Source organism: Candidatus Manganitrophaceae bacterium (assembly GCA_012960925.1).
Lineage (GTDB): Bacteria > Nitrospirota > Nitrospiria > SBBL01 > JAADHI01 > DUAG01.
The window spans coordinates 47,358-70,280 of record DUAG01000057.1 but is presented as its reverse complement, the minus strand read 5'-3'; the positions used below and the strand labels follow the sequence as shown (position 1 = coordinate 70,280).

18 protein-coding genes and 1 riboswitch are annotated in these 22,923 nt (G+C 50.4%); of the genes, 12 read left to right on the top strand and 6 right to left on the bottom strand.

All coding sequences use genetic code 11. The annotated features are described in order from the left end of the window. The first annotated feature begins 126 nt into the window (after positions 1-126). A complete protein-coding gene (locus EYQ01_09490) occupies positions 127-1,422 on the top strand; it encodes an adenylosuccinate synthase (GenBank protein HIE66019.1) in 1,296 nt (431 codons plus the stop codon). Here EYQ01_09490 and EYQ01_09485 read toward each other — a convergent pair. The 5 genes from EYQ01_09485 to EYQ01_09465 all read right to left on the bottom strand — a co-directional run bounded on the left by EYQ01_09485 (position 1,419) and on the right by EYQ01_09465 (position 7,220). Then, positions 1,419-2,222 carry a thiazole biosynthesis protein gene (locus EYQ01_09485; protein HIE66018.1) on the bottom strand — a complete coding sequence of 268 codons (804 nt, stop codon included), beginning with the start codon at positions 2,220-2,222 and terminating at the stop codon, positions 1,419-1,421. The two genes, EYQ01_09490 and EYQ01_09485, sit on opposite strands and share 4 nt — an antisense overlap. 15 nt (positions 2,223-2,237) lie before the next feature. Next, positions 2,238-4,142 carry a phosphomethylpyrimidine synthase ThiC gene (thiC, locus tag EYQ01_09480; protein ID HIE66017.1) on the bottom strand — a complete coding sequence of 635 codons (1,905 nt, stop codon included), beginning with the start codon at positions 4,140-4,142 and terminating at the stop codon, positions 2,238-2,240. Between the two features lie 62 nt (positions 4,143-4,204). Further along, positions 4,205-4,309, bottom strand: a riboswitch (TPP riboswitch). Positions 4,310-4,383: 74 nt separating this feature from the next. Beyond that, complete coding sequence (locus EYQ01_09475) at positions 4,384-5,328, bottom strand: calcium/sodium antiporter (GenBank protein HIE66016.1); 945 nt, start codon at positions 5,326-5,328, stop codon at positions 4,384-4,386. A gap of 43 nt (positions 5,329-5,371) precedes the next feature. Further along, positions 5,372-6,532, bottom strand: coding sequence for a nickel pincer cofactor biosynthesis protein LarC (larC, locus tag EYQ01_09470; GenBank protein ID HIE66015.1), 1,161 nt, complete (start codon positions 6,530-6,532; stop codon positions 5,372-5,374). Between the two features lie 55 nt (positions 6,533-6,587). Next, positions 6,588-7,220 carry a DUF3047 domain-containing protein gene (locus tag EYQ01_09465; GenBank protein HIE66014.1) on the bottom strand — a complete coding sequence of 211 codons (633 nt, stop codon included), beginning with the start codon at positions 7,218-7,220 and terminating at the stop codon, positions 6,588-6,590. A gap of 167 nt (positions 7,221-7,387) precedes the next feature. Here EYQ01_09465 and EYQ01_09460 point away from each other — a divergent pair, with 167 nt between their 5' ends. The 4 genes from EYQ01_09460 to EYQ01_09445 are packed head-to-tail and all read left to right on the top strand — an operon-like array spanning position 7,388 to position 11,981. Beyond that, positions 7,388-9,115 (top strand): ATP-dependent DNA ligase, encoded by a 1,728-nt coding sequence (locus EYQ01_09460; GenBank protein HIE66013.1) that lies wholly within the window; start codon positions 7,388-7,390, stop codon positions 9,113-9,115. A 2-nt stretch (positions 9,116-9,117) separates the two neighbouring features. Further along, the gene (locus tag EYQ01_09455) at positions 9,118-10,452 is read left to right on the top strand and encodes a hypothetical protein (protein ID HIE66012.1); all 1,335 of its coding nucleotides are present in this window, start codon (positions 9,118-9,120) and stop codon (positions 10,450-10,452) included. Between the two features lie 3 nt (positions 10,453-10,455). Continuing rightward, positions 10,456-11,172 carry an ABC transporter ATP-binding protein gene (locus tag EYQ01_09450; protein ID HIE66011.1) on the top strand — a complete coding sequence of 239 codons (717 nt, stop codon included), beginning with the start codon at positions 10,456-10,458 and terminating at the stop codon, positions 11,170-11,172. Next, entirely contained in the window at positions 11,169-11,981 is an 813-nt protein-coding gene (locus EYQ01_09445) for an acyltransferase (GenBank protein HIE66010.1), read from the top strand. The genes EYQ01_09450 and EYQ01_09445 overlap by 4 nt, the downstream gene beginning before the upstream one ends. A 24-nt stretch (positions 11,982-12,005) precedes the next feature. Here EYQ01_09445 and EYQ01_09440 read toward each other — a convergent pair whose 3' ends face one another. Continuing rightward, positions 12,006-13,013, bottom strand: a complete 1,008-nt coding sequence (locus tag EYQ01_09440; protein HIE66009.1) for a hypothetical protein — start codon at positions 13,011-13,013, stop codon at positions 12,006-12,008. 345 nt (positions 13,014-13,358) lie between these two features. Between EYQ01_09440 and EYQ01_09435 the strand changes: the two genes are divergently transcribed. The 7 genes from EYQ01_09435 to sucC all read left to right on the top strand — a co-directional run bounded on the left by EYQ01_09435 (position 13,359) and on the right by sucC (position 22,917). Next, the gene (locus EYQ01_09435) at positions 13,359-14,564 is read left to right on the top strand and encodes an ATP citrate lyase (protein HIE66008.1); all 1,206 of its coding nucleotides are present in this window, start codon (positions 13,359-13,361) and stop codon (positions 14,562-14,564) included. Beyond that, positions 14,561-16,393, top strand: coding sequence for an ATP citrate lyase (locus tag EYQ01_09430; GenBank protein HIE66007.1), 1,833 nt, complete (start codon positions 14,561-14,563; stop codon positions 16,391-16,393). Before EYQ01_09435 ends, EYQ01_09430 begins: the two co-directional genes overlap by 4 nt. A 35-nt stretch (positions 16,394-16,428) precedes the next feature. Beyond that, the gene (locus tag EYQ01_09425; protein ID HIE66006.1) at positions 16,429-18,678 is read left to right on the top strand and encodes an aconitate hydratase; all 2,250 of its coding nucleotides are present in this window, start codon (positions 16,429-16,431) and stop codon (positions 18,676-18,678) included. Positions 18,679-18,756: 78 nt separating this feature from the next. After that, on the top strand, positions 18,757-19,422 hold the full coding sequence (locus tag EYQ01_09420) for a 4Fe-4S ferredoxin (GenBank protein HIE66005.1): 666 nt from the start codon (positions 18,757-18,759) through the stop codon (positions 19,420-19,422). Beyond that, entirely contained in the window at positions 19,389-20,048 is a 660-nt protein-coding gene (locus EYQ01_09415; GenBank protein HIE66004.1) for a 4Fe-4S ferredoxin, read from the top strand. The genes EYQ01_09420 and EYQ01_09415 overlap by 34 nt, the downstream gene beginning before the upstream one ends. 10 nt (positions 20,049-20,058) lie before the next feature. Then, complete coding sequence (locus EYQ01_09410) at positions 20,059-21,666, top strand: FAD-binding protein (protein HIE66003.1); 1,608 nt, start codon at positions 20,059-20,061, stop codon at positions 21,664-21,666. A gap of 90 nt (positions 21,667-21,756) precedes the next feature. After that, positions 21,757-22,917: an ADP-forming succinate--CoA ligase subunit beta gene (gene sucC / locus EYQ01_09405; GenBank protein ID HIE66002.1), complete on the top strand. Its 1,161-nt coding sequence runs from the start codon at positions 21,757-21,759 to the stop codon at positions 22,915-22,917. Positions 22,918-22,923: the final 6 nt, after the last annotated feature.

Sequence of the window (22,923 nt, the reverse complement as noted above, 5' to 3'; positions counted from 1 at the left end):
TCATGCAGATTGAGGGTTTACCCCAAGATTCAATCTCTGATCTTGGAGTAACAGGCTTGCCTTGACAGAGGACAAGATAATCTCTATGATCCCTCACTGGTGTTTAATAGGCTTAGCGGATAAGAGATGAATTTAGTTGTTGTTGGAACCCAATGGGGAGATGAAGGGAAGGGGAAAATTGTTGACCTTCTCTCGGAATGGGCCGATTGTGTTGTCCGGTATCAAGGTGGACACAACGCGGGTCATACGGTTGTGATTGGCGATGATTCCATCGTGCTTCATTTGATCCCGACGGGTCTCCTTCATCCCAAAAAGATCGGGGTCATCGGGAACGGGGTTGTTGTTGACCCGAAGGCACTTCTTGAGGAAATCTCTTTATTAACCTCCAAGGGAATAGATGTGTCGGGACGTCTCTTCCTGAGTGAAGCGGCGCATCTCATCATGCCGTATCATAATGCGATTGATCATGCCAGCGAAAAGAAGAAGGGGTCACTGAAAATTGGAACAACCGGTCGGGGAATCGGTCCGGCCTATGGCGACAAGATGTCCCGGATCGGAATTCGCATCTCTGATCTGATGGATAAAGAGCAGTTTAGAGAGAAACTGGAACGCAATATTACTGAGATGAATTATTTCCTTCGGCAGATCTATCAGGAAGACGGTTTTGATTTGGAGAAGGTTTTCCGCGAATATATCACTTACGCGGAACTGATGAGGCCCTTCGTCGCCGATACGAGCCTCCTCCTTAATAAGGCGATTGACCGCGGCCAAGATCTTCTCTTTGAAGGCGCCCAGGGGACCCATCTTGATGTTGATCTGGGCACATATCCCTATGTAACTTCTTCAAATTCAGGCGTGGGCGGAGCATGTGCCGGAACGGGTGTCGGACCCACACGGCTAGATGAGGTGATGGGAGTCACCAAGGCCTATACCACACGGGTTGGAAGTGGACCCTTCCCCTCTGAGTTGAATGGCCCGATGGGAAAAACTTTGCGCGAAAAAGGGAATGAATTCGGCGCGACAACGGGACGACCCAGGCGTTGTGGCTGGTTTGATGCCATATTGGTCCGTTACGCCGTTCGGGTCAACCACCTTGCTTCCCTGGCGGTGACGAAGTTGGACATTCTGGATGGCCTGCCGGAGATAGAAGTTTGTGTGGGATATAAAGTGGGAGATAAAGTCTACCGGGAGATGCCTTCCCCATTAAGAATGCTTGAAACATGCACCCCGGTGCTGGAGCGCTTTTCAGGGTGGGAGTCATCAACCTCGGGAGCTACCTCGTACGATCAGCTCCCTAAAAACGCAAAGATTTACCTGGAAGCGATATCCGAACGGGTGGGTTGCAGGATTGACCTGATTTCAGCAAGTTCGAAACGGGGAGAGACAATCGTCCTTCGAAATCCCTTCCATAAAAATCTCTAAGTTTTTCCCGGTTTTATTTTCTTTTTTATGAGTTCGGCCCCTTTTTTCCCAGAGAGGAGCATTGAACCGAATGCGGGTCCCATTCGAGGGGTCCCGAAGATAGCTGCCACCGAAAGGCCGACGGCAAAAAGTTGAGGATAGACCTCGCCGGTGTTCTTCATGACCATCTCTTCTGATCGATCCACCCACATTGCGCCATTTCCAGGAATGGTTTGATAGAGCTTCCGTCTGGCCAGGAGCTGAAGCAGGACGGCGTCGTGGCCGGTGGCATCAACCATGATCTTTGCCTCCAGTGCGATTGGGTCGATATGGGCTGCATCGTGTCCCATGACCTCGACTGAGTATGAATTGACAACCACCCCTTCGAGCCGTTGATCCTCTCCACGGAGGACAAGATCGACGACCTTCGTCATATTCAGAAGTTTCATTCCGGCATCGTATGCCGATCCAATCAACTTTGCTGTGGCGTGGGGCGGATCGACGATGTACATCTCTTTTGAGATCTTCTTGCAGGGAACACCGATCTTCAACAGAATTTCCTGAGCCGGATGCGCGATCGTTGCCTTGTTCATCAGGTATCCGCCGTTCCAGAATCCCCCCCCTAAATGATTCAACTGCTCAATCATCACAACCTTGTACCCGGATAAGGCGAGTTCTCTTCCACAGACGAGTCCGGCCGGTCCGGATCCGATGATCAAGACATCGGATTCGATCATCTGGTCGAAGGCCTGAAAATATTCACGCGCAATATTTCGCGTGATATCCGCCTCTTTCAGGGGTTCAATTTCTCGGGCTTCCATTTCCTGATTCTCCTCTTAATGATAAATATTTGAGCCCTTTTTTATGAATTCTTCTGATTTTTCGGCCATCCCGAGTTGGAGTGACTCTTCTTCCTTGAGGTCGTGTTCTGCGGCATATTTCCGAACATCTTCCGTGATCTTCATCGAGCAGAAGTTCGGTCCGCACATCGAGCAGAAGTGGGCTATCTTTGCTCCCGGGGTGGGAAGGGTTTCGTCATGATATTCTCTTGCGGTATCAGGGTCGAGGGAAAGGTTGAACTGGTCGTCCCATCGAAATTCAAAACGGGCCTTCGAGAGGGCGTTGTCCCGTGCCTGTGCACCGGGATGCCCTTTGGCAAGATCGGCGGCATGTGCCGCGATCTTGTACGTAATGACGCCGATCTTGACGTCTTCCCGGTTTGGCAGGCCGAGGTGCTCTTTCGGGGTGACATAGCAGAGCATGGCACAGCCGAACCACCCAATCATGGCTGCGCCGATGCCGGAGGTGATGTGATCATATCCGGGCGCGATATCGGTGACCAGGGGACCAAGGGTATAGAAAGGGGCCTCATCACACTCTTTAAGCTGTTTTTTCATATTTACCTGGATCATCTGCATCGGGACATGACCCGGTCCCTCAACCATGGTCTGGACTTCGTGTTTCCACGCGATCTTGGTCAATTCTCCGAGGGTTTCCAACTCGGCGAACTGGGCGGCATCATTTGCGTCGGCGACTGATCCGGGACGGAGGCCATCCCCGAGGCTGAAGGCAACGTCGTAGGCCTTCATGATCTCGCATATTTCTTCGAATCGGGTATAGAGAAAGTTTTCCTGGTGATGTGCGAGACACCATTTTGCCAGGATTGCACCTCCGCGGGAGACGATCCCGGCCACCCGCTTGGCTGTCAGGGGAACATAGCGGAGAAGGACACCGGCATGAATCGTGAAATAATCGACCCCCTGTTCCGCTTGTTCAATCAGGGTGTCTCTGAAAATGTCCCAGGTGAGTTCTTCGGGTTTTCCGTTGACCTTTTCAAGGGCTTGATAGATCGGGACCGTACCGATGGGAACAGGGGAGTTGCGCAGGATCCATTCTCGGGTTTCATTAATATTCTTTCCCGTGGAGAGATCCATCACGGTATCTGCCCCCCAGCGGCTGGACCAGATCATCTTTTCAACTTCCTCTTCAATAGACGAGGTGACCGTGGAATTTCCGATATTGGCATTGATCTTCACAAGAAAGTTGCGTCCGATGATCATCGGCTCCGACTCGGGATGATTGATGTTGTTTGGAATAATGGCGCGTCCCCGCGCTACCTCATCCCGGACAAATTCCGGCGTAATAGATGAAGGGATATTCCCCCCCCATGGGTTTCCGGGATGCTGGAAAGAAAGGTTTTTATCCAGGCGAGACTGCTCCAGACATTGGTTCTCACGGATCGCGATGTATTCCATTTCCGGGGTGATGTTTCCTTTTTTTGCATAGTGCATTTGTGACACATTATGGCCGGATTTGGCTCGAAGCGGTTTTCGAATGTGTTCAAAACGAAGCGACTTCAAGGAAGGATCGGAGGCACGCTGACGGCCATAGGCGGAGGAAATCCCCGCGAGTTGTTCTGTATCGCTGCGTTCTTCGATCCAGCGGGAACGGAGCGGGGTCAAACCTTTGTGTAAATCGGTCTTGACCCTCGGATCGGTATAAGGACCAGAGGTATCATAAACCAGAAATGGGTGATTTTCTTCTGTTACGCCATTGATTCCGGATGTGGGGGTTAATTCGATTTCCCGCATCGGGACACGAACCCCTTCTTGTGCGCCATTTACATATACCTTTCGAGAGGCCGGCAAGGGTTTATTTGACACAATCTCCGGGTCTGACGACTTATCGGAAATTGCACTGCTTGAACCGTTTCCATTTTGATTTGTCGGTGATTCACTCATTAGTCCGCTCCTTTCCCATCAATCAGGTTCCATTAAAAAGCCGTACCCGAAGGTACGGCTTGCAAGCTCAAACCGGTCTCCCTTCGCTGGTATTAACCAGATCAGGTTCATAGGGTTGTTCCGAAGTTCCGGAACTCTCAGCTAGGACGGCACCCCTGAATCGATTTTCATTATTACACAGGTTTTCAGGCTGAGTCAATTCCTCTCAATACAGAAAACTGGCTCTTTCAGCGTAGGACTATTAGAGCATGAAGAGGACCCAGATATAGGCTGTATAGATGCTGAGAAGGAGGAGACCCTCCGATCGCCTCAAGACAAAACCGGTCCGAAGGAGAGGGAAAAGAAGGAGTGTTAGGCCACCCATAAGGGGGAGATCCCGTACAAGAAGATCGGACCGCATCGGGAGAGGTTGCGCGATAGAGGACACCCCGAGGACGCCGAGAAGGTTGAAGATGTTGCTCCCGAGGACATTCCCGATTGCAATATCATCTTTATTGCGCCAAACGGCGAGTATCGATGTGGCCATTTCCGGCAAGGATGTTCCAATGGCAATGACGGTCAAGCCGATAACCAATTCTGAAATCCCGGCGATTCGTGCCAGCCCAACCCCTCCATCCACCAAAAAATCTGCACCAACAAGCAAAAAAACAAATCCGATGATGAGTTTTCCGGTATTCAGCAGAAGCCCCTCCTGTTTTTTCCCGCCTTTGGAGTATTCTGCCGCAACCTCGGGGCCTTCCCCTTTGGACCAGCGATAGAGTAAGAGGATGTATACAAGCAGTCCGGTAAAGAGAAATATTCCATTCCACCTGGATATCTCTCCGATAAAACCAAAGATGAAGAGGCCTGCACTTAAGGCGATCAGAAGGGGGACTTCAAAACGGACAAGGCGCAACTGCACCTTCAAAGGGCGTATAAGCGACGCCAGTCCGAGGGCAAGGCAGATATTGCTGATATTGCTTCCAACGACATTTCCAACGGCGACGTCACTTTGGCCGCCCAAGCTGGCGAATATCCCCACGGCCATTTCCGGGGCAGAGGTCCCCAAGGCGACGATGGTCAAACCGACGACCAGAGGGCTGACCCCGAAGCGTCTTGCAAGGTTAGAAGCGCCGGAGACCAGGACATCCGCCCCAATCGTTAGAAGCACAAGTCCGAAGAGAAGCCAGAGAAGGTGCGTCATCATGTGTATGGCAGTTTCCTTAATGATTTGCGGTTAAAAAGGACGATTACTGTAGATCCCGGTTGATCTCCTCCAGTATGGATCGGAGAGGTCGCCCTTTTTTTACGGCAAGGCGTTTTGCCTCTCTGAATTCAGGACGACGGCGGGCTGCTTTCCCATTCCTGAATGCGGTCTTGATATGAACAGGTCCATGCCGTGTATTTTCTTTTTTTATTTCTCTCCTGAGCGTTTTTCGGGCGACCTTTTCAATACGAACCCCAAGCGTGGTCGTTTCGTCAAAAAGGATCTTAACCATCTTATCAGATTGCGCGGATGGAGAGAGGACGGTGATTAGTATTGCCGGTCGTCCCTTTTTCATGATAATCGGTGTGAGGAAAACATCGAGCGCACCGGCTTCAAAAAGCGTTTCGAAAACATGCTCATAAATCTGGGGATTCATGTCATCGATATTGGTTTCAATCCGGACCACTTCGTCTTTGTCAAAGACCTCTTCCCGACTCCCGACGAAGAGACGTAAGAGGTTCGGATGTTCATAATAGTGGCTTCCGGCGCCGACGCCGATCTTTTTGACCGTCATCAGGGGGAGGGGAACAAATCCGGAAGCAAGGGTCGTGATAATGGCTGCCCCCGTCGGTGTGGTCAATTCGCCCGCAATGCCCGTGGCATAGACCGGGATACCCTTTAAGAGGTATGCCGTCGCGGGAGCGGGGAGGGGGAAGGTATGTCCTGAGGTTTTTTTGATCCCCGTACCCACATGGATGGCAGAGGCATAGACCTGATCAACCCTGAGAAGGGAGAGCCCGGTAAGGGCGCCGACAACATCGACTAGGGTATCGATATCGCCCACCTCATGAAGACGGGTGTTTGCACTGCGCTTTCCGTGAGCAGAGGCCTCTGCCTGTGCCAGACGTCTGAAAATCTCAAGTGCTCCCTTCTGCATCGCCTTGGAGAGTCGGCTTTTCAGGAGATGCTGCTCGATCTGGGAAAAGGTTTGAAAGGGGCTAAGCTTTTTCGGGTTGAGGACGTCAATCTTGGTGCCGGCCAGTCCGACACGGCGAACACGGCGCTTCTTCAAGGTGCATCCGGGCAGGTCTAATTTGTCAACCGTATCCTGAAGGTCTCCGATCTTGACGCCAGCGTCTACAAGTGCCCCCAAGATCATGTCACCGCTGATCCCTGAGAAACAGTCAAAATAGGCAACATTCATTATAAGTCTCTTTTTTAATTTGTTCCCGGAGGACGGGAAACAAGGTATGCGAGGGTTATTTATGGGCAATAATATAGGCGAACTCAGCTTCTAATGTGGTCATGATCCCAATGCCGTAAGCCTCGTCTGGCGGGGTTTCATTATGAAGGCGTTCGTGATCTTTCAGGACGTTAATGGTTTCCGTGATCCATTCTCCCTCCTTAGCGGCTCCGCTTTCCAGGATGATCACTGTCGGGCGAAAAAAACCTCCGGAAATTTCCGAACCGACGGCCTTGATACTGCTCCAGGCATATTTCGTGATCTTTGGAATACCGATAATATCCTTTCCCAGGGAGACATAGAGGGTCGCATTTTTTTCTTTTTGCGGGTTGTTCGGAACCTTGATCATCCGCCATTTCCAGGAAATAAATGGATATTCATTCGGGTTCCATTTTATCTTTTTAAAGATCCGGTTCGGCCGTCCGTTGGCATGTAGAAAGGAAAGGTCACCCTTTTTTTTGAACTCGTAAATCTCGGTCGGTTCTGGATTTTCCCTGTTGGCTTTCCACCCGATGGGAAGACCATTTTCGCCAATTTCAGAAAAATCTTCAAGAACAATTAATTCACCAATTTCCCCGGTCCACCCTCGGATTGGGCTAAAAACAAGAAGGAGAAACGTGAACAGGAAAGTGGTTGATCTTAAATTCATACTGCTGTGCTCCGTTTGATCAAAAAGTCTCAATCATCCCTAGATTTTAACAGAATATTGGTCAGTTTCCAAGTGGATGAGGATTCAGGTGCCTTGTCTCCTTTCTCACTAAAGTCTGTGGTATGATAACCCCTTGTAAAAATTCTGATCCAAGCACGGGCTCCCCTATGAAATTCTCAACCCTTGTTGGTTATTTTGAAAAGCTAGAGGCCACCCGGAAGCGCCTGGAGATGTTTGACCTCCTGGCGGAGCTTTTTCAACTGTCGGGTGTGTCGGAAATTGACAAGATCATCTACATGACACAGGGAGAGCTCTTGCCCCCTTTTCATGGTGTCAATATTGGGATGTCCGAGAAGTATCTCCTTCGTGCCATTTCAGAAGAGGCGGGTGTAGATCTGAATGAGGTTTCTCAGGAATTTAGAGTTCTTGGAGATCTGGGAAAGGTCTCAGAAAAATATTTCAAAAATGAAGGAAAGGAAATTTCGGTCGAGGAAGTCTATCAGAAGGTTCACGATATCGCATCAGTGCACGGAGAGGGGAGTGTCGATCAGAAGATTCATGCCGTCGCTACACTTCTTGGAGCGGCATCTTCAGTAGAAGCAAAATATATTACAAGGTTTCTGGCCGGAAAGCTCCGCTTGGGTTCGGGGGATGCAACCGTTCTGGAGGCATTGGCCCTTTCAAAGGGAGATCGGGCATATCGTTCCTTCCTTGACCGGGCCTATCACATTACTTCCGATCTGGGTCTGGTCGCCAGAACTTTTTTTCAGTCGGGAGAGAAAGGGGTTCGGGATATTTCTGTGAGGCTCGGATATCCGATTCGACCGGCCCTCTGTGAACGCCTTTCCTCCTCGGAGGAGATTATAGAAAAGATAGGACGTTGTTCGGTCGAGGCTAAATATGATGGTTTCAGATGCCAGGTCCATCAGGGGAAAGATGATTTTGCCATTTTTTCAAGGAACCAGGAGCGGACGACGCCCATGTTTCCAGAGATTGAAGCGGCTATGCGTCAATTATTCCAGAATGAAGAAGTTATCCTGGAAGGAGAGGCCCTTGCCTATGACGAGCTGACGGGTGATCTTTCTCCCTTTCAGGTGACAATTCAGCGGAAAAGAAAGCATGGGATCTCAGAGTTTGCCAAAAAAGTGCCCCTGCGCTTTTTTGTTTTTGACCTTTTGTATTATGCGGGCGTGGATTACACGGGGCGTCCCTACCATGAACGCCGGAGCAAGCTTCTGCAACTCATCAAAAAAAATGATGTCATAGAGGTTTCCAGGGCAGTGGAGACTGGAGACCCGGAGGAGGTGACACATTTTTTTGATGAGGCGGTCGAGCAGGGTCTGGAAGGCATTGTGGTCAAACGCCTGGAGGGTCCCTACGCGGCCGGATCCCGGAACTTTAACTGGATCAAGCTGAAGCGAAGCTACAAAGGAGAACTCTCCGACTCGGTGGATCTCTGTATTATTGGCTATTATGCGGGAAAGGGGAAGCGGGCGAATTTCGGGATTGGAACCATCTTAAGTGCCGTTTACGACAAGGCCTCTGATCGCTTCAAGACCATCTCGAAGGTCGGGACAGGGTTTTCAGAGGAAGAACTGATCCAACTTAAGGACCTCCTGGATCAAATCCGCTCCCCGAAGTGTCCTGCAGACATTGATTCCGAAATGACCCCGGATGTTTGGGTTTTGCCGAAATATATTGTTACGGTTACTGCAGATGAGATTACGCGCTCTCCCAGCCATACCGCGGGACGGGGTGCGTCGGGAATCGGTTATGCCCTCCGTTTCCCGAGGGTGCAAGGCTTTATCCGGTCGGACAAGTCCGAGAAAGAGGCCACAACGGTTTCTGAGATTGTATCGATGTTTAAGCGTCAAAAGAATGTGAAGATGGGCTAAGCATGTTTATTCTTATTTTAAAGACAAAACTACGGGTCTTGCTTCGAATTCTGGCTGAAGAGTGGGCGACCTACTTCATTCTGGGTCCGGTTATGGTCGGATCGGTCGTCTTACTGGGTAAGCGTATTTTTAAAGATTTTGGTGCAGGGATTGGTGCGGTCCAGGCCGTTAATTTATCAGAAGAAACTGTTCTTCGACTGTCTATTATGATGCTTTTCCTGAAGGTATTCTTTAACTTTCTTCCGCTTGCGAGACGCTTTTACCCCACAGAGCGGCGGCTCACCATAGATGATCTTCTTCCCATCCGGTTTGATACGCGCTACCAGGTCTTTTATGTGGAGCAGCTGGTTCGGGACTTCTCCTTTTTTGTCGTGGTCACCTTCCTTCTAATATTTTTTGGGAAGGACGACCTGGTCCCCTGGGCCTTGATGATCTGGCTTTTCTTCCCTGGGATCGAGATCGGTTTTACCCTGACTTGGATTCATTTGAGATCTCCAAACCGCCTTGAACTCTTGTGTTTCCTGCTTATTCTGTCCTATTTTTTCTGGACCTTCCCGATCGATGTGATTGGTTTTTGGGGTGATTTTATAACCCCGATACTGGTTTTGATGGGATATTGGGGTTTTGGAAAATGGCGATATCGCGATGTCGGCCGTTTTGAGCAATCGTTCAGCCGGGGTCAGGAGGGGAAGATCCTGTCGAATCTCATCCCGTCATTCTCTCGCGGCCTGGTCCGCATTCTTCCGAAGGCAGTTGGCTCACAGGTATGGCGCGATCTGGTCCTGAGCTTCCGTAACTTTGTGCCCGCTTTCTGGAGAAACTTTGCCTTGGCAGGAGGATGTTGTCTGGCGACCGCGGTCCGGGGAGACCTCTCTCCTGTTGCGATTTGTGCGGTAGCCGTCTTTCTGATGGCCACAACGGCATCTCCGCTTTTTGCATTACAGCGACCGTTTCGCGCATCTGATTTTGTCCTGCCTATCCCTCAGGAGCGGGTTTGGCGGGCAAAGGTGGTCTACTCTATTCTGATTTCACTCCCGATCCCGTGGATCATCTGGGGGATTGAAATATGGGTCGGGCCGACTTCGGCTCAGGAGAGTCTTGGCCTCTTGGTCACGCTTCTTCTTCTCGGAATTGCCGTGGCCGCACTGACCGGTGGAACCATTTGTGAAGGCGATCAGAAACCGGCACTTCATATCATCATTGCTTGCTTCCTGACTGTTTTGGCAACGCTCTTTATAGGGGCCTTTCATCCCGCACTCTTTGTGCTTGTCTTTCCCGTCTTAAATTATTTTCGGGGTGCCGCGGCATTCCGGCTCGAAAATGAGGAGTTTGGCTGAAACATGTTGATCCATTTATCAGGAATTACGAAGAACTATGGAACGTTTAAGGCCTTGGCCCCCCTTGACCTGAAGGTAGATGGTGAAATTTGGGGGATTATTGGAAACAACGGGGCTGGAAAGTCGACACTGATGAAGATGATTGTCGGTCTCCTCCCTCCGGACAAGGGGATCATCGAGATTGGTGGAAAGCGAATTAAAAAGGAGCCTGAGGCGGTTAAAAAATACATCGGCTACCTCCCGGAATCGCCGATGCTTTATCCGAGGTTGACGGCGGAGGAATTGCTGACCTATATCGCCGAGATCAAGGAGATCTCAGAGATTAGCAAAGAGGTGGATCACTGGCTTGAAATTTTTGGGCTTTCAGAAAAGAGAAAATCATTGTTGAGTGATCTCTCTTATGGCATGAAAAAGAAGATCGCCCTTTCATCGGCTTTTCTGGGTAAGCCGTCTCTCCTGGTTTTGGATGAACCTTTTAACGGGCTGGACGTTGCGACGATGGAGTTATTGGCCGGAATCATTGCCGAATCAAACCGTGCAGGGGCAACGATTCTCATCTCCAGTCACCTGATGGAGTATATCCACCGCCTCTGTCATCATGTCATGATTCTTAAGGGAGGAATTGTGGTTGGTGAGGGAAGGCCCGAGTCCTTAAAAGAGAAGGCGAAAGCCGACTCGTTCCATGATACCTTTCTGCATTTTATCCAGGGGGAGAAATGAAGCTCGGTTTTGTGCAAATGGATTGCCGCTTCGGCGAGGTTGAAAAGAACCTTGAAAAGGCCATCGGCTTCATTTTAAGAAAAAAGTCCGATTTATGGGTCTTGCCGGAGCTGTTCAATACCGGTTATCAATTTGTCTCAAAAAAAGAGGTTGCAGAGCTCTCCGAAGCAGTTCCCGGAGGACCCACGACACAGCGTCTTATTGCGATCGCAAAAGAGCGAAAAACAACGATTGTTGCGGGGCTTGTAGAACGGAGCGGCAGGGACTTGTATAACGCCTCTGTCCTCGTTGGACCCAAAGGTCTCATTGGAGTTTACCGGAAAATTCACCTCTTCTACGAAGAAAAACAATGGTTTACTCCAGGAAATCTTCCCTTTTCGGTTTACCCTGTGGGATACAAAAGTGATAAGGGAGGGACCTTAAAAGCCCGGATCGGAATGATGATCTGTTTTGACTGGATTTTTCCTGAGTCGATGCGGACCCTGGCCTTGCTCGGTTCCGATATCATCTGCCACCCGGCAAACCTGGTCCTGCCGTATTGTCCTGACGCGATGGTAACCCGTTCTTTGGAAAACAACGTCTATGCGGTCACGGCCAATCGTGTTGGGGTCGAGTTTCGCTCAAAAGAGTCACTCACCTATATCGGGAGAAGTGAAGTGGTTGACCCAGGCGGGAAAATCATTTTCCGTGCCTCTGATAAAAAGGAGGAGGCTTGTGTCGTCTCAATAGACCCGAAACGCGCACGGAACAAGCGCTTGAACCGGTTTAATGATATATTGCGAGATCGGCGGGAAGGGTTTTATATCTGAAGTCTGAGGTAAAATAAGCGGGTCTTATTCTCCAGCCTTTCCATCAATAGAATAGCCCACCAGACCGAACTGAATCCGGTTCATTTTTTTTTGATAGTTGATATTGTAATAGTCGTATCCGTAGTCATATCTCATATACCAACGAATATCTTTCCATTTAAAGTGACGTGCCGCCATTAGCACCTCGAACTTGATCTGGATGTTGTCTCCAAAAGTAGTCTTGACATTTTGACTCCCGTCCACCGGATTTTTTACTACAAAATCACGACCCATCTTATATCCGAGGCCAAGCCGAAGCAAGGTGGGTGTCCATTGTTTTAAAAAGGGGTTCGAGTGGGCGGATAAGAAGAGTTCCTTGTCAGGATATTGATCGTCCTGTTCCGGTTCCCAGGTCCCTCCTGTGAGAAAGGACCGGTAGGCGATGCGCCAGTGAGTGGCAAACCAAAGGTCGTTCTTGTGGTGGGCCGCAAGTTCTATGTATTCGCTTGAAAAGCTACCGGTTTCGGTGTTGGTGCTGCCATCGGGGTTGAAGTGGGGTCCTTGCTGTCCGTTGGAGTAGTGGTGAACGCCAAGAGAAAGATAACTGAATCGACCCATTTCTTTCGCCCAGCTTTTGTTCCAATAGAAAACACGCAGTCCCGGATTGTAACTCGGGGTCCTTACCGGCGACGATGTGGAGGTGAACTGCCTGATCTGCAATCTGACCGGCAGATGTAATTGAAGATGGTGCGGACTCTGTTTACTGGTCGCGCTTTTCCACCAGACATAGTTGATATTGAATTCTGCCTCGTAGTAGATACCATCGACTTTAAGATTGTTGTCCAAATCCACGCCGCCAAGTAAGGTGACGTAAGTAAGATTAAGATGTTCCAGGATCTCTTTATCGAATGGGTTTTGTGACTCCTGTATTGGATGAGGATGCGCCTGTGCCGAAGTGGCGACCACAAGGATCAATAGTCCGGCGAAGAAACGATACGTGTAGCGTGTCATAAAGTATTCCAGCATCCTTTGGCGAGTAAACCCATGGGTCATGGTCTTGAAAGGTTATTGTATGGTTACTATATTTCGAGGGCCGTGCTTAGTTTCTGTAGAGTATCGAACAACGGCGAGATTTGCAATTTTACCGTAGGTTTTTAATCGGAATGAACCTGTCCCAGGCCTTTAATTGCAGACCTTTGAGGTAAAAAAATTATTGACAAGAAGTGGGATTTTTGCCTATTATCCTGGGATTCTTACGGGCCTTCTTTGTGTGAAGGATGAAAGATTGGTCTTTGAGGGGGGCGTAGGTGAGCTATCCCCCCTTTTTTTTGTTCTCATAATCATAACATATTGAAAACAATAGTGACTTGACTCAAATTAATTATTGGAGGTAAGGTTATGGCAAAGGTTTTGGAGGGTCCGGGAATGGGGCTTCTCTCAAAGTGGGGGATGGCGGTTCCTCACTATGTGGTGATTACAGAGGCAGAGCAGCTTGAACGTCTTGCGCAAGCCAATCCCTGGTTGAGAGAATCAAAGCTCGTCACAAAAGCGCATGAAGCGATCGGCTCCCGAATGAAGTTGGGTCTGGTCAAGGTGGGGATCGACCTAGATGGTGCGGAAAAGGCGGCCTCGGAGATGCTGGGCAAAGAGATTTCGGGCATCACTATTTCTCAAGTTATTATCTCGGAGATGATTGATCATAATGAGGAATTTTATCTGGCCGTTCAATCAACCCGTGACGGAGCCGAGATCCTTCTGGCGAGTATGGGCGGGATCGAGGTGGAGTCCAACTGGGAGAAGGTTAAAAAGACATCCATTCCGCTGGGGACCGATCCGACAAAAGACCAGTTGGTTACATTAGCGAAAGAGGCGGGTTTTGAAGGGGGACTTGAGCAAAATGTCGCTGAGTTTGCGATCAAACTCTTCCAGTGCTATGACCAGGAGGATGGAACTTATCTCGAAATCAATCCCCTGGTTCGGCGCGATGGGGATGGGGAATTGATGGCCCTGGATGCGGTGACGATGGTAGATGCGGATGCCCGTTTTCGGCATCCGGATTGGAACTTCAGCTTTGCGTCTGAATTTGGCCGCCCTTATTCTGATGCGGAGAAGGCGATCCTCGAGATCGACACGCGCATTAAAGGTTCGGTCAAATTCATCGAAATTCCGGGGGGTGATACCGCCCTTTTGCCGGCAGGAGGCGGGGCTTCGGTTTATTATTCAGACGCGGTCCTTGCCATGGGAGGAACACTGGCCAACTATGCTGAGTATTCCGGCGATCCTCCTGATTGGGCCGTAGAGGCATTGACTGAAAAGGTTTGTTCTCTGAAAGGGATCAAGCGAATTATTGTGGGCGGGGCGATCGCCAACTTTACGAATGTAAAGAAGACCTTCGGAGGGATTATTAATGGTTTCCGTAAGGCCAAGTCGGAAGGAAAAATGGACGGTGTCCAGATATGGGTGCGTCGCGGTGGTCCTTTTGAAAAAGAAGGTCTTGCCTCAATGAAAGCGCTTGAGAAGGAAGGGTTTGATATTCATGTCTATGACCGCTATACGCCCTTGACCGACATTGTTGATTATGCCACTAAAGGAGTTGGAAAATGAGTATTGTTGCAAACAAAGATACCCGTGTGGTGATTCAGGGGGGACCCGCCGCCGTGAATGCGGCGCGCCGCATGGCGGAGTTTTGTCATCTTATCTGTAAACCCTTGAATGTCCTGGCTTTTGTCTTTCCACCCGATGCCGGAAAGACCGTAGAAATTACGTTTGGGAGCGAGTTAGTTTCTGTCCCTGTTTTTAAAACCGTTGCTGATGCAACCCGCAGCTTCCCAGAGATTAACACCTCGCTTGTGTACATCGGTCCGAATCGTGCCTACAAGGGGACGATGGAGGCGCTCTTGGACCCGAATATCAAGGTGGTCTCCATGATTACCGAGGGTGTTCCTGAGAAGGACGCGAAATTGCTGAGCCTTAAGGCAAAAAAACTGGGAAAGACCTTCAATGGTCCTTCATCCATCGGGATCATTTCCGCGGGGGAATCCCGTCTGGGTGTGGTTGGCGGGTCATACGATAATCTTATTCTTTGTCAACTTCACAGAGCGGGTTCATTTGGTGTTGTGACCAAGTCGGGTGGCCTTTCCAATGAGATCATGTGGATTTGCAGCCAGTTTGCCGATGGAGTCACAACCGCGATCGGCATCGGGGGGGATACGTATCCGGGGTCGGACTATGTGACCTACCTCGAAATGTTTGAAAATGATCCTCAGACGAAGGCTGTTGTAATGGTCGGAGAGATGGGAGGGGACCTTGAAGAGCGGGCCGCGGCCTGGTATGGCGAGAAAAAACGCCGAATCAAGCTGATATCAGTTGTGTCCGGTTACTGTCAGGAAAAGCTCCCGAAGGGGATGAAGTTCGGCCACGCCGGCGCCAAGGAAGGGAAGCATGGTGAAGGCTCCGCCCGTTCCAAGGCGGAGGCCCTGTCCAAGGCCGGGGTGATTGTGCCGGATACCTTTGGAGGTCTTGGTCCTGTCATAAAGAAGACTTATGAAGAACTTTTGAAAGATGGGTCGATAAAAGCGCTTGCCGATGAGGACATGAAAAATATCCCGAGCCTTCCAAAACCGCTGGAAGAGGCGGTGAAGTCGGGTGAGGTCTTCGCCGAGCCCCTTTTGAAATCGACGATTTGTGATGACCGGGGAGAGGAACCGCAATATGTGGGTTATCCTGCGTCGGAGTTGATCAACAAGGGGTATCAGATCCCGCATGTGATTGGATTGTTGTGGGATAAGCGCCTGGTGAGTCCGGTGGAAGCCGAGATTATTAAAAGGATTGTTATGCTCTCGGCGGACCATGGTCCCTGTGTCTCCGGAGCCCTGGTGACGATTATTGCGGCAAGTGCCGGCATCCAGATGGCGCAAGCGGTCGCGGCCGGCTTGATTATGATCGGTCCTCGCTTTGGCGGGGCGGTAACCGGTGCGGGAACCTGGTTTAAGTACGGTGTTGAACACAAGATGACCCCTGAAGACTTTCTGACCCATATGAAGAAGAATGTTGGACCGGTTCCGGGGATTGGCCATCGCGTCAAGAGTGTCTCTAATCCAGACAAGCGGGTGAAGGAGTTAGTTTCTTTTGTAAAGTCACAAGGCATCCCGACCCCGCATCTTGATTTTGCACTTTCGGTCGAAAAGATCACAACGGCAAAAAAGGGAACCTTGATTTTAAATGTGGATGGGGCAATGGCCGCGATTCTGGTTGATATCAGCTTTCCGGTTGATTCTTTGAACGGGTTCTTCATCCTCTCCAGGACGATCGGTTTGATCGGTCACTGGGTGGATCAGAAACGTCAGGGAAGCCGTCTGGTGCGTCTCTTTAAATATCTCGCGAACTATGTGACCACAAAAAGGAGAGAAGTTCCACCGCTTGATTCTGTGTAAAATGAATGGTTGAAATAGCAGGGGGGGGGGGAGTCATGTCTATCGAATCAATTAAGAAGCTTTATCAATCCATGCCGGAACGCCTTGTTCAGGCCCGAAAGAAGTTTGGACGTCCGCTGACTCTGGCGGAGAAAATACTGGTGTCCCACGCGGATAATTTTGAAAATCAAGACTGGGAGCGAGGAAAGGCACAGCTCCTTCTGCGACCGGACCGGGTGGCGATGCAGGATGCGACGGCCCAGATGGCAATGCTGCAGTTTATCCAAGCAGACAAGAAACGGGTCGCGGTCCCAAGTTCTATTCATTGCGACCATCTGATTCGTGCCCAGAGCGGCGCCAAGGAAGATATCGAAATTGCCATCAATGAGAACCGGGAGGTTTATGATTTTCTCGGTTCCGCAGCGAAGAAATACGGAATTGGGTTTTGGAAACCAGGGGCCGGAATCATTCATCAGGTTGTTCTCGAAAACTATGCCTTTCCTGGCGGTTTGATCATTGGAACCGATTCGCATACCCCGAACGGTGGCGGGTTGGGAATGCTTGCCATTGGTGTGGGGGGGGCGGATGCAGGTGAGGTCATGGCCGGTCTACCCTGGGAGGTTCTTCATCCCAAGCTTCTTGGTGTCTGCCTGACCGGATCACTTAATGGCTGGACGGCGCCCAAGGATGTGATTCTCCACCTTTTGGGACTCTTGACGACAAAGGGGGGAACGAACAAGATTGTCGAGTATTTTGGTCCGGGGACCGAGACAATCAGTGCCACGGGCAAAGGAACCATTACCAACATGGGAGCGGAATTAGGGGCAACCACCTCAGTCTTTCCCTATGATGCCAAGATGGCGGCCTATTTAAAGTTGACGGAACGCGCTGACATTGCGGCGCTGGCCGACGAACATTCTGAACTTTTAAGGGCTGATCCAGAGGTTTTGGCTTCACCGGAAGACTATTTTGACCAAGTGGTCGAGATCAATCTCTCCGAATTAGAACCCTATGTGGTCGGGCCGCATAGTCCTGATCTTGCGCGTACAATATCGAAGTTGGCATCAGAGGCCAAAGAAAAAAACTACCCACAAGAGGTGAAAGCTGCGCTGATCGGGAGCTGTACCAACTCTTCCTATGAAGATATCTCCCGCTCTGCACATATCGCACAACAGGGTTTGAAGGCCGGGCTGAAGGCAAAGGTGCAATTCCTTGTCACCCCGGGTTCTGTACGGGTCTACGAAACGATAAAGCGAGATGGTTTCCTGGAAACCTTTGAGAAAATGGGCGGAACAGTCCTTGCGAATGCCTGTGGTCCCTGCATCGGGCAATGGAAACGCGAAGATGTTCAAAAAGGCGAAGCCAACTCCATCATCAGCTCATACAACCGTAATTTCCCTGGCCGGAACGACGCCAACCCTGAAACACTTTCTTTTTTGAGCAGTCCTGAGATTGTGACGGCGATGGCCTTTTCCGGCGATCTTCACTTTAATCCCTTAACCGATACCCTGAGGACATCCGATGGGACGGAAATTCGGTTTGAACCGCCCCATGGGGAGGAGCTTCCTCCCAGCGGTTTTGCAAATGCGGAGGGAGGATACATTGCTCCTGTAGACAACGGAGATGAAGTAAAAGTTGAGATATCCGCCAGTAGTAAGCGATTGCAATTGCTAAAACCCTTTCCAAAGTGGGACGGGCAGGATCTTTCAAGGCTGTCGCTCCTCCTCAAGGTGAAGGGAAAATGTACGACAGATCATATTTCTCCGGCAGGTCCCTGGCTGAGATATCGAGGACATCTTGATCAGATTAGTGACAATATGTTCCTTGGCGCAAACAATGTCTTTACCTCTGAAGCGGGGAAGGCCAACGATATTTTTTCCGGAGAGGGTAATCTGACGCCTTCAGCGGTGGCAAGACGGTATAAGGCAAAGGGTATCGGGATGATCGTTGTCGGTGATGAAAATTACGGTGAAGGAAGTTCTCGTGAACATGCTGCGATGTCTCCGCGTTTTCTCGGGGTTCAGGCGGTGATTACGAAAAGTTTTGCGCGTATTCATGAGACGAACCTGAAAAAACAAGGGGTCTTGCCCTTAACCTTTGTAAATCCTGATGACTGGGATAAAATTGGAGAAAAAGACAAGGTGAGCGTGGTCGGTTTGTCGGAGTTGGTCCCTGGAAAGCCGGTCGAACTCATTATTCATAAATCGGGCGGAGAAGAGGTCTCCATTCAGGCAGATCACAGTATGACTGTTGATCAAGTCGGGTGGTTTAAGGCGGGTTCCGCACTCAATGCGTTGGCAAAGTAAGATTAAACATAAAGTGTTGCAGTATTTTTTGAGTGGCGATCTTTCCGGAGAAAGATGTCCGTATTGTGAGGCAAAGAGATGACCCCTCTTCCTGTCAAGAGTGAGACGAATCGCTTGATTAAAGTCGAGATTATGGGGAAGGTTTATGAGATTCCCGCCGGATTGACGATGCTGCAGGCGATGTGGCATACCGGTTATGAGTTGCTTCGCGGAGCGGGTTGCCTGGGCGGGATCTGCGGGGCGTGTTCGACGACTTACCGGACAGAAGGCGATATCAAGATCAAGACCTGCCTGGCCTGTCAGACTGAGGTTGAAGATGGGATGTCTTTTTCTCTGGTCTATACCTATTACCCAAATCGGAAGATCCCCTACGATTTCGATAAGGTTAAAGATCCGAAGCAGGATCTCTTCCGATTTTATCCCGAAGCGGCCCTCTGCCGGAACTGCGACGCATGTACAGAGGCCTGCCCCAAAGGGATTGATGTTCGGACCGCTGTCTGGGAAGCGGCCCTGGGAAGGTTTGATAAGTGTTCAGAGCATTTCCTTCCCTGTGTCATGTGCAGCCTCTGCGTCCCGGTTTGTATTGCAGATATCGCCCCCAATCAGGTGGGTCTTTATGTTCGCCGATCCCAGGGGATTTTTTTCAATGAACGTCCTCCCCAGCTCTTAACGCGGATCGAGGAGATTAGAAAAGGCAAGTTTGAATCGGAATGGGAAAAACTCCTTCCCCCCGCGGGGGGATGATGAGTCGGTCTATTACGATTGAGTTTGACGGGGCCCCACATTATGTCCCGGAAGGCATTACGGTGATTCAGGCCATGTGGCATCTTGGTCACCCGATGATCCGGGGGATCGGATGCCTGAATGGTGTCTGCGGGGCCTGTACGATTACGATGCGCTCTCCCAGCCAGGGTGAAAGTCGAACAGCCTTGGCCTGCCAGACGATGGTGGAAGATTCGATGTCATTCACCTTCCTTCCGCCGGATGCGTCTAAAAAGGCGATTACCCCGCTTTCAGCAGAAGTGCCGGACGAAAAGAAACTTCTTCATTTTTATCCGGAGACAAAACGCTGTGTTGCCTGCCAGGCCTGTACCACCATCTGTCCTCAGGGAATTGATGTGATGGGGGGTGTGCGTGCCGCGATTAATGGTGAAATTTCTGCGGTGGCGGAAAGATTTACCTCCTGCGTGATGTGCGGACTGTGTTCAATGGTCTGTGATGCGCGTATCCGGCCACATCGGGTCGGGATTTTAGCCCGGCGTCTTTCCGTCGCAGCACATCCTGGGTCGACTGAACAACTCTACGTCCGAATTGACGAGATCAACACGGGAAGATACAAGGAAGAATGGGAACGCGTGATGTCATCATGATGTCATCTACATGCTCATGGAAAAATTGGGAATGGATAAGATAGAAGAGTCAAAGAACCGTGTCCAGGCGCTTCGCGCGTCTCGGAAAGATATAAAGTGGCCCCTCCTTTCCGAGGAGGAGAAGCATCATCTCGTACACCAGTACCACCCGGACTATAAAAAAGAAGCCTACGGGGAAATTCGAATTGGACCGAATCGAGGGGAAAAGACCGTTCTAGAAGTTGTAAAGCTTCTGGAGGGAGAAAGCAGCATCGCGTCGGAGTCCATCTCTCTGTCGGCAGCGCGTCAGGTCGATGTCTTGATCATTGGAGGCGGCGGGGCCGGGGCGACGGCGGCCTTAAGTGTAAAAGAAGCTGGAGCAAGCGTTCTCATGGCGACAAAGCTCCGCCTGGGGGATTCCAATACTGTGATGGCCGAAGGAGGGATGCAGGTTGCCATATCGCCTGATGATTCTCCTATACAGCATTTTATGGACTCGCTGCGTGGCGGACACATGGAGAATGATCGAACCCTCTTGAAGACGCTTGTGGAATCCGGGCCTTCGGTCGCAAAATGGTTGCTCGATATTGGTGTCCTGTTCGATCGTGAAGAAGATGGTAATTTGAGTCTGCGGCCTGGAGGGGGAAGCAGCCGGGCAAGATTACTTCGGTGTAAGGATTATACCGGACTCGAACTGATGCGGGTTTTGAAGGACGCCGTTCTTGATGAGGAAATAGAGGTGCTGGAATTTTCGCCGGTCGTTGAGCTTTTGACTGATGGAGAAGGAATCTGCACCGGGGCGATCCTGAAAAATCTGGACAACAACAAGTATCTGACCGTTCAAGCGAAGACAGTCATTCTGTCTACAGGAGGCATGGGCCGCCTGCATATTCAAGGCTTTCCAACCAGTAATCACTATGGGGCAACGGCCGATGGTCTTCCGATTGCGTACCGGGCTGGAGCCGCGCTGACCCTTCAGGATACTTTCCAGTATCACCCGACGGGTGCCGTCTATCCTGAGGCGATGGCCGGGATACTCGTGACGGAGGCGATCCGGTCGGTGGGTGCCCAACTGGTGAATTCGAACGGAGAACGCTTCGTGAACGAAATGGAAACACGAGATGCGGTCGCCTCGGCCGTGATCCGAGAATGTCAGGAAGGGCGGGGCGTCGAGACCTCATCCGGCCGACGTGGGGTCTGGCTTGATATGCCTTTGGTTGACCTCCTGAATGGGGAAGGTACACTGAAAGACCGGTTCCCGAACATGGACCGGCAATACAGTCGTTATAAAATCGACATCTCAAAAGACCCTGTCCTCGTTTATCCGACGCTCCATTACCAGAATGGCGGCATCAAGATCAATGTCGATGGGGAGTCGACCTTGAAGGGACTTTTTGTCGCCGGAGAAGCCTCTGGCGGAATTCACGGACGAAACCGACTGATGGGGAACTCCCTCCTTGATATTATTGTCTATGGAAAACGTGCGGGCCGAGCCGCATCACTGAGGGCATCGGAGACCGAGTTTCGAAAATTGACCCTCCGCCACCTGGAAGAATATCAAAAAGAACAAAAAAGTGCGGGTGTTGTGCCGCAGATCGTGTCGCCGATTCTTTTTCCGGATTATGTTAATAAGGATTAAAATAAGAAATCTTATTTTGGTATGCGTGAAATAATGCAGGGGACCGGGAGTCAGATCGGTCATCCAGACTATCAGGGAGAAATCTGAATTATGAATATCCATGAATATCAGGCAAAGGCACTTTTTGCTCAGTACAAGGTTCCTGTTCCAAAGGGAGGGGTTGCTTTTTCGGCGAAGGAGGCTGTTTCCATTGCTGAAAGTCTTGATACCCCCATCTGTGTTGTGAAAGCGCAGATTCATGCCGGTGGACGGGGAAAGGCCGGGGGTGTGAAACTGGCGAAGAAAAAAGAGAATGTTGCAGAGATAGCCAAAGAACTCCTGGGCAAAATACTGGTTACGCACCAGACGGGTCCTCAAGGAAAAGAGGTTAAGAAACTTTTGGTCGAAGAAGGGGTTGATATCGCGAAAGAGCTTTATGTGAGTTGGGTTGCCGATCGGGGAACGGGAACGGTCGTCCTGATTGCCAGCACCGAAGGTGGTGTGGATATTGAGAAAGTGGCGGAAGAATCCCCTGAAAAGCTCGTAAAGCTTTCTATTGATCCGGTTTTTGGATATCAAGCTTACCAGGGAAGGTCTGTCGCATTCAAGCTGGCCCTTCCAAAAGAGGTCATCGGGCAATGGGCGGCGCTTCTGGGCAATCTTTATCGCTTCTTTATTGAAAAGGGCGCCACACAAATTGAAGTCAACCCCCTTATTATTACCCAGCAGAATACCCTGATCGCCATAGACGCGAAGGTTAACTTTGATGACACAACCCTTTTTAAAAATGAAGATATCCGCAAGCTTCGGGATCTGGATGAAGAAGATCCTCTCGAGACAAGGGCGACAGAGCATGGTCTGAACTATATCAAGCTGGATGGACAGATAGCTTGTATGGTGAATGGTGCGGGGTTGGCGATGTCCACGATGGATGTGATTCAATTGGCGGGCGGTTCACCGGCGAATTTTCTGGATGTAGGAGGCGGCGCGTCGGAAGAAACCGTCAAACAGGCGTTTCAGATTCTGTTGTCCGATCCGAATGTGAAAGGGGTCTTTGTGAGTATCTTCGGAGGGATTGTTCGTTGCGAGCGGATCGCGGGGGGAATCATTAATGCGGCCAAAGAGATCTCTCTCAATGTGCCATTGGTTGTCCGACTAGAGGGAACGCACGCCAAAGAAGCGAAGGAAATGCTGAGCGAGTCGGGCCTCAACCTGATTGTTGCGGATACATTATGGGATGGGGCGCAGAAAATTGTTGCAGCAGTGAAGTAACTATTC

What these genes read in the sequence shown, in the direction of transcription:
- EYQ01_09465 (HIE66014.1), bottom strand. Translation starts at nt 7,220, where the DNA reads ATGAATTTAAGATCAACCACTTTCCTGTTCACGTTTCTCCTTCTTGTT.
- EYQ01_09440 (HIE66009.1), bottom strand. Translation starts at nt 13,013, where the DNA reads ATGACCCATGGGTTTACTCGCCAAAGGATGCTGGAATACTTTATGACA.
- sucC (HIE66002.1), top strand. Translation starts at nt 21,757, where the DNA reads ATGAATATCCATGAATATCAGGCAAAGGCACTTTTTGCTCAGTACAAG.
- EYQ01_09415 (HIE66004.1), top strand. Translation starts at nt 19,389, where the DNA reads ATGGGAAAAACTCCTTCCCCCCGCGGGGGGATGATGAGTCGGTCTATT.
- EYQ01_09450 (HIE66011.1), top strand. Translation starts at nt 10,456, where the DNA reads ATGTTGATCCATTTATCAGGAATTACGAAGAACTATGGAACGTTTAAG.
- EYQ01_09430 (HIE66007.1), top strand. Translation starts at nt 14,561, where the DNA reads ATGAGTATTGTTGCAAACAAAGATACCCGTGTGGTGATTCAGGGGGGA.
- EYQ01_09475 (HIE66016.1), bottom strand. Translation starts at nt 5,328, where the DNA reads ATGATGACGCACCTTCTCTGGCTTCTCTTCGGACTTGTGCTTCTAACG.
- EYQ01_09485 (HIE66018.1), bottom strand. Translation starts at nt 2,222, where the DNA reads ATGGAAGCCCGAGAAATTGAACCCCTGAAAGAGGCGGATATCACGCGA.
- EYQ01_09455 (HIE66012.1), top strand. Translation starts at nt 9,118, where the DNA reads ATGTTTATTCTTATTTTAAAGACAAAACTACGGGTCTTGCTTCGAATT.
- EYQ01_09490 (HIE66019.1), top strand. Translation starts at nt 127, where the DNA reads ATGAATTTAGTTGTTGTTGGAACCCAATGGGGAGATGAAGGGAAGGGG.
- larC (HIE66015.1), bottom strand. Translation starts at nt 6,532, where the DNA reads ATGAATGTTGCCTATTTTGACTGTTTCTCAGGGATCAGCGGTGACATG.
- EYQ01_09435 (HIE66008.1), top strand. Translation starts at nt 13,359, where the DNA reads ATGGCAAAGGTTTTGGAGGGTCCGGGAATGGGGCTTCTCTCAAAGTGG.
- EYQ01_09445 (HIE66010.1), top strand. Translation starts at nt 11,169, where the DNA reads ATGAAGCTCGGTTTTGTGCAAATGGATTGCCGCTTCGGCGAGGTTGAA.
- EYQ01_09410 (HIE66003.1), top strand. Translation starts at nt 20,059, where the DNA reads ATGCTCATGGAAAAATTGGGAATGGATAAGATAGAAGAGTCAAAGAAC.
- EYQ01_09460 (HIE66013.1), top strand. Translation starts at nt 7,388, where the DNA reads ATGAAATTCTCAACCCTTGTTGGTTATTTTGAAAAGCTAGAGGCCACC.
- EYQ01_09420 (HIE66005.1), top strand. Translation starts at nt 18,757, where the DNA reads ATGACCCCTCTTCCTGTCAAGAGTGAGACGAATCGCTTGATTAAAGTC.
- EYQ01_09425 (HIE66006.1), top strand. Translation starts at nt 16,429, where the DNA reads ATGTCTATCGAATCAATTAAGAAGCTTTATCAATCCATGCCGGAACGC.
- thiC (HIE66017.1), bottom strand. Translation starts at nt 4,142, where the DNA reads ATGAGTGAATCACCGACAAATCAAAATGGAAACGGTTCAAGCAGTGCA.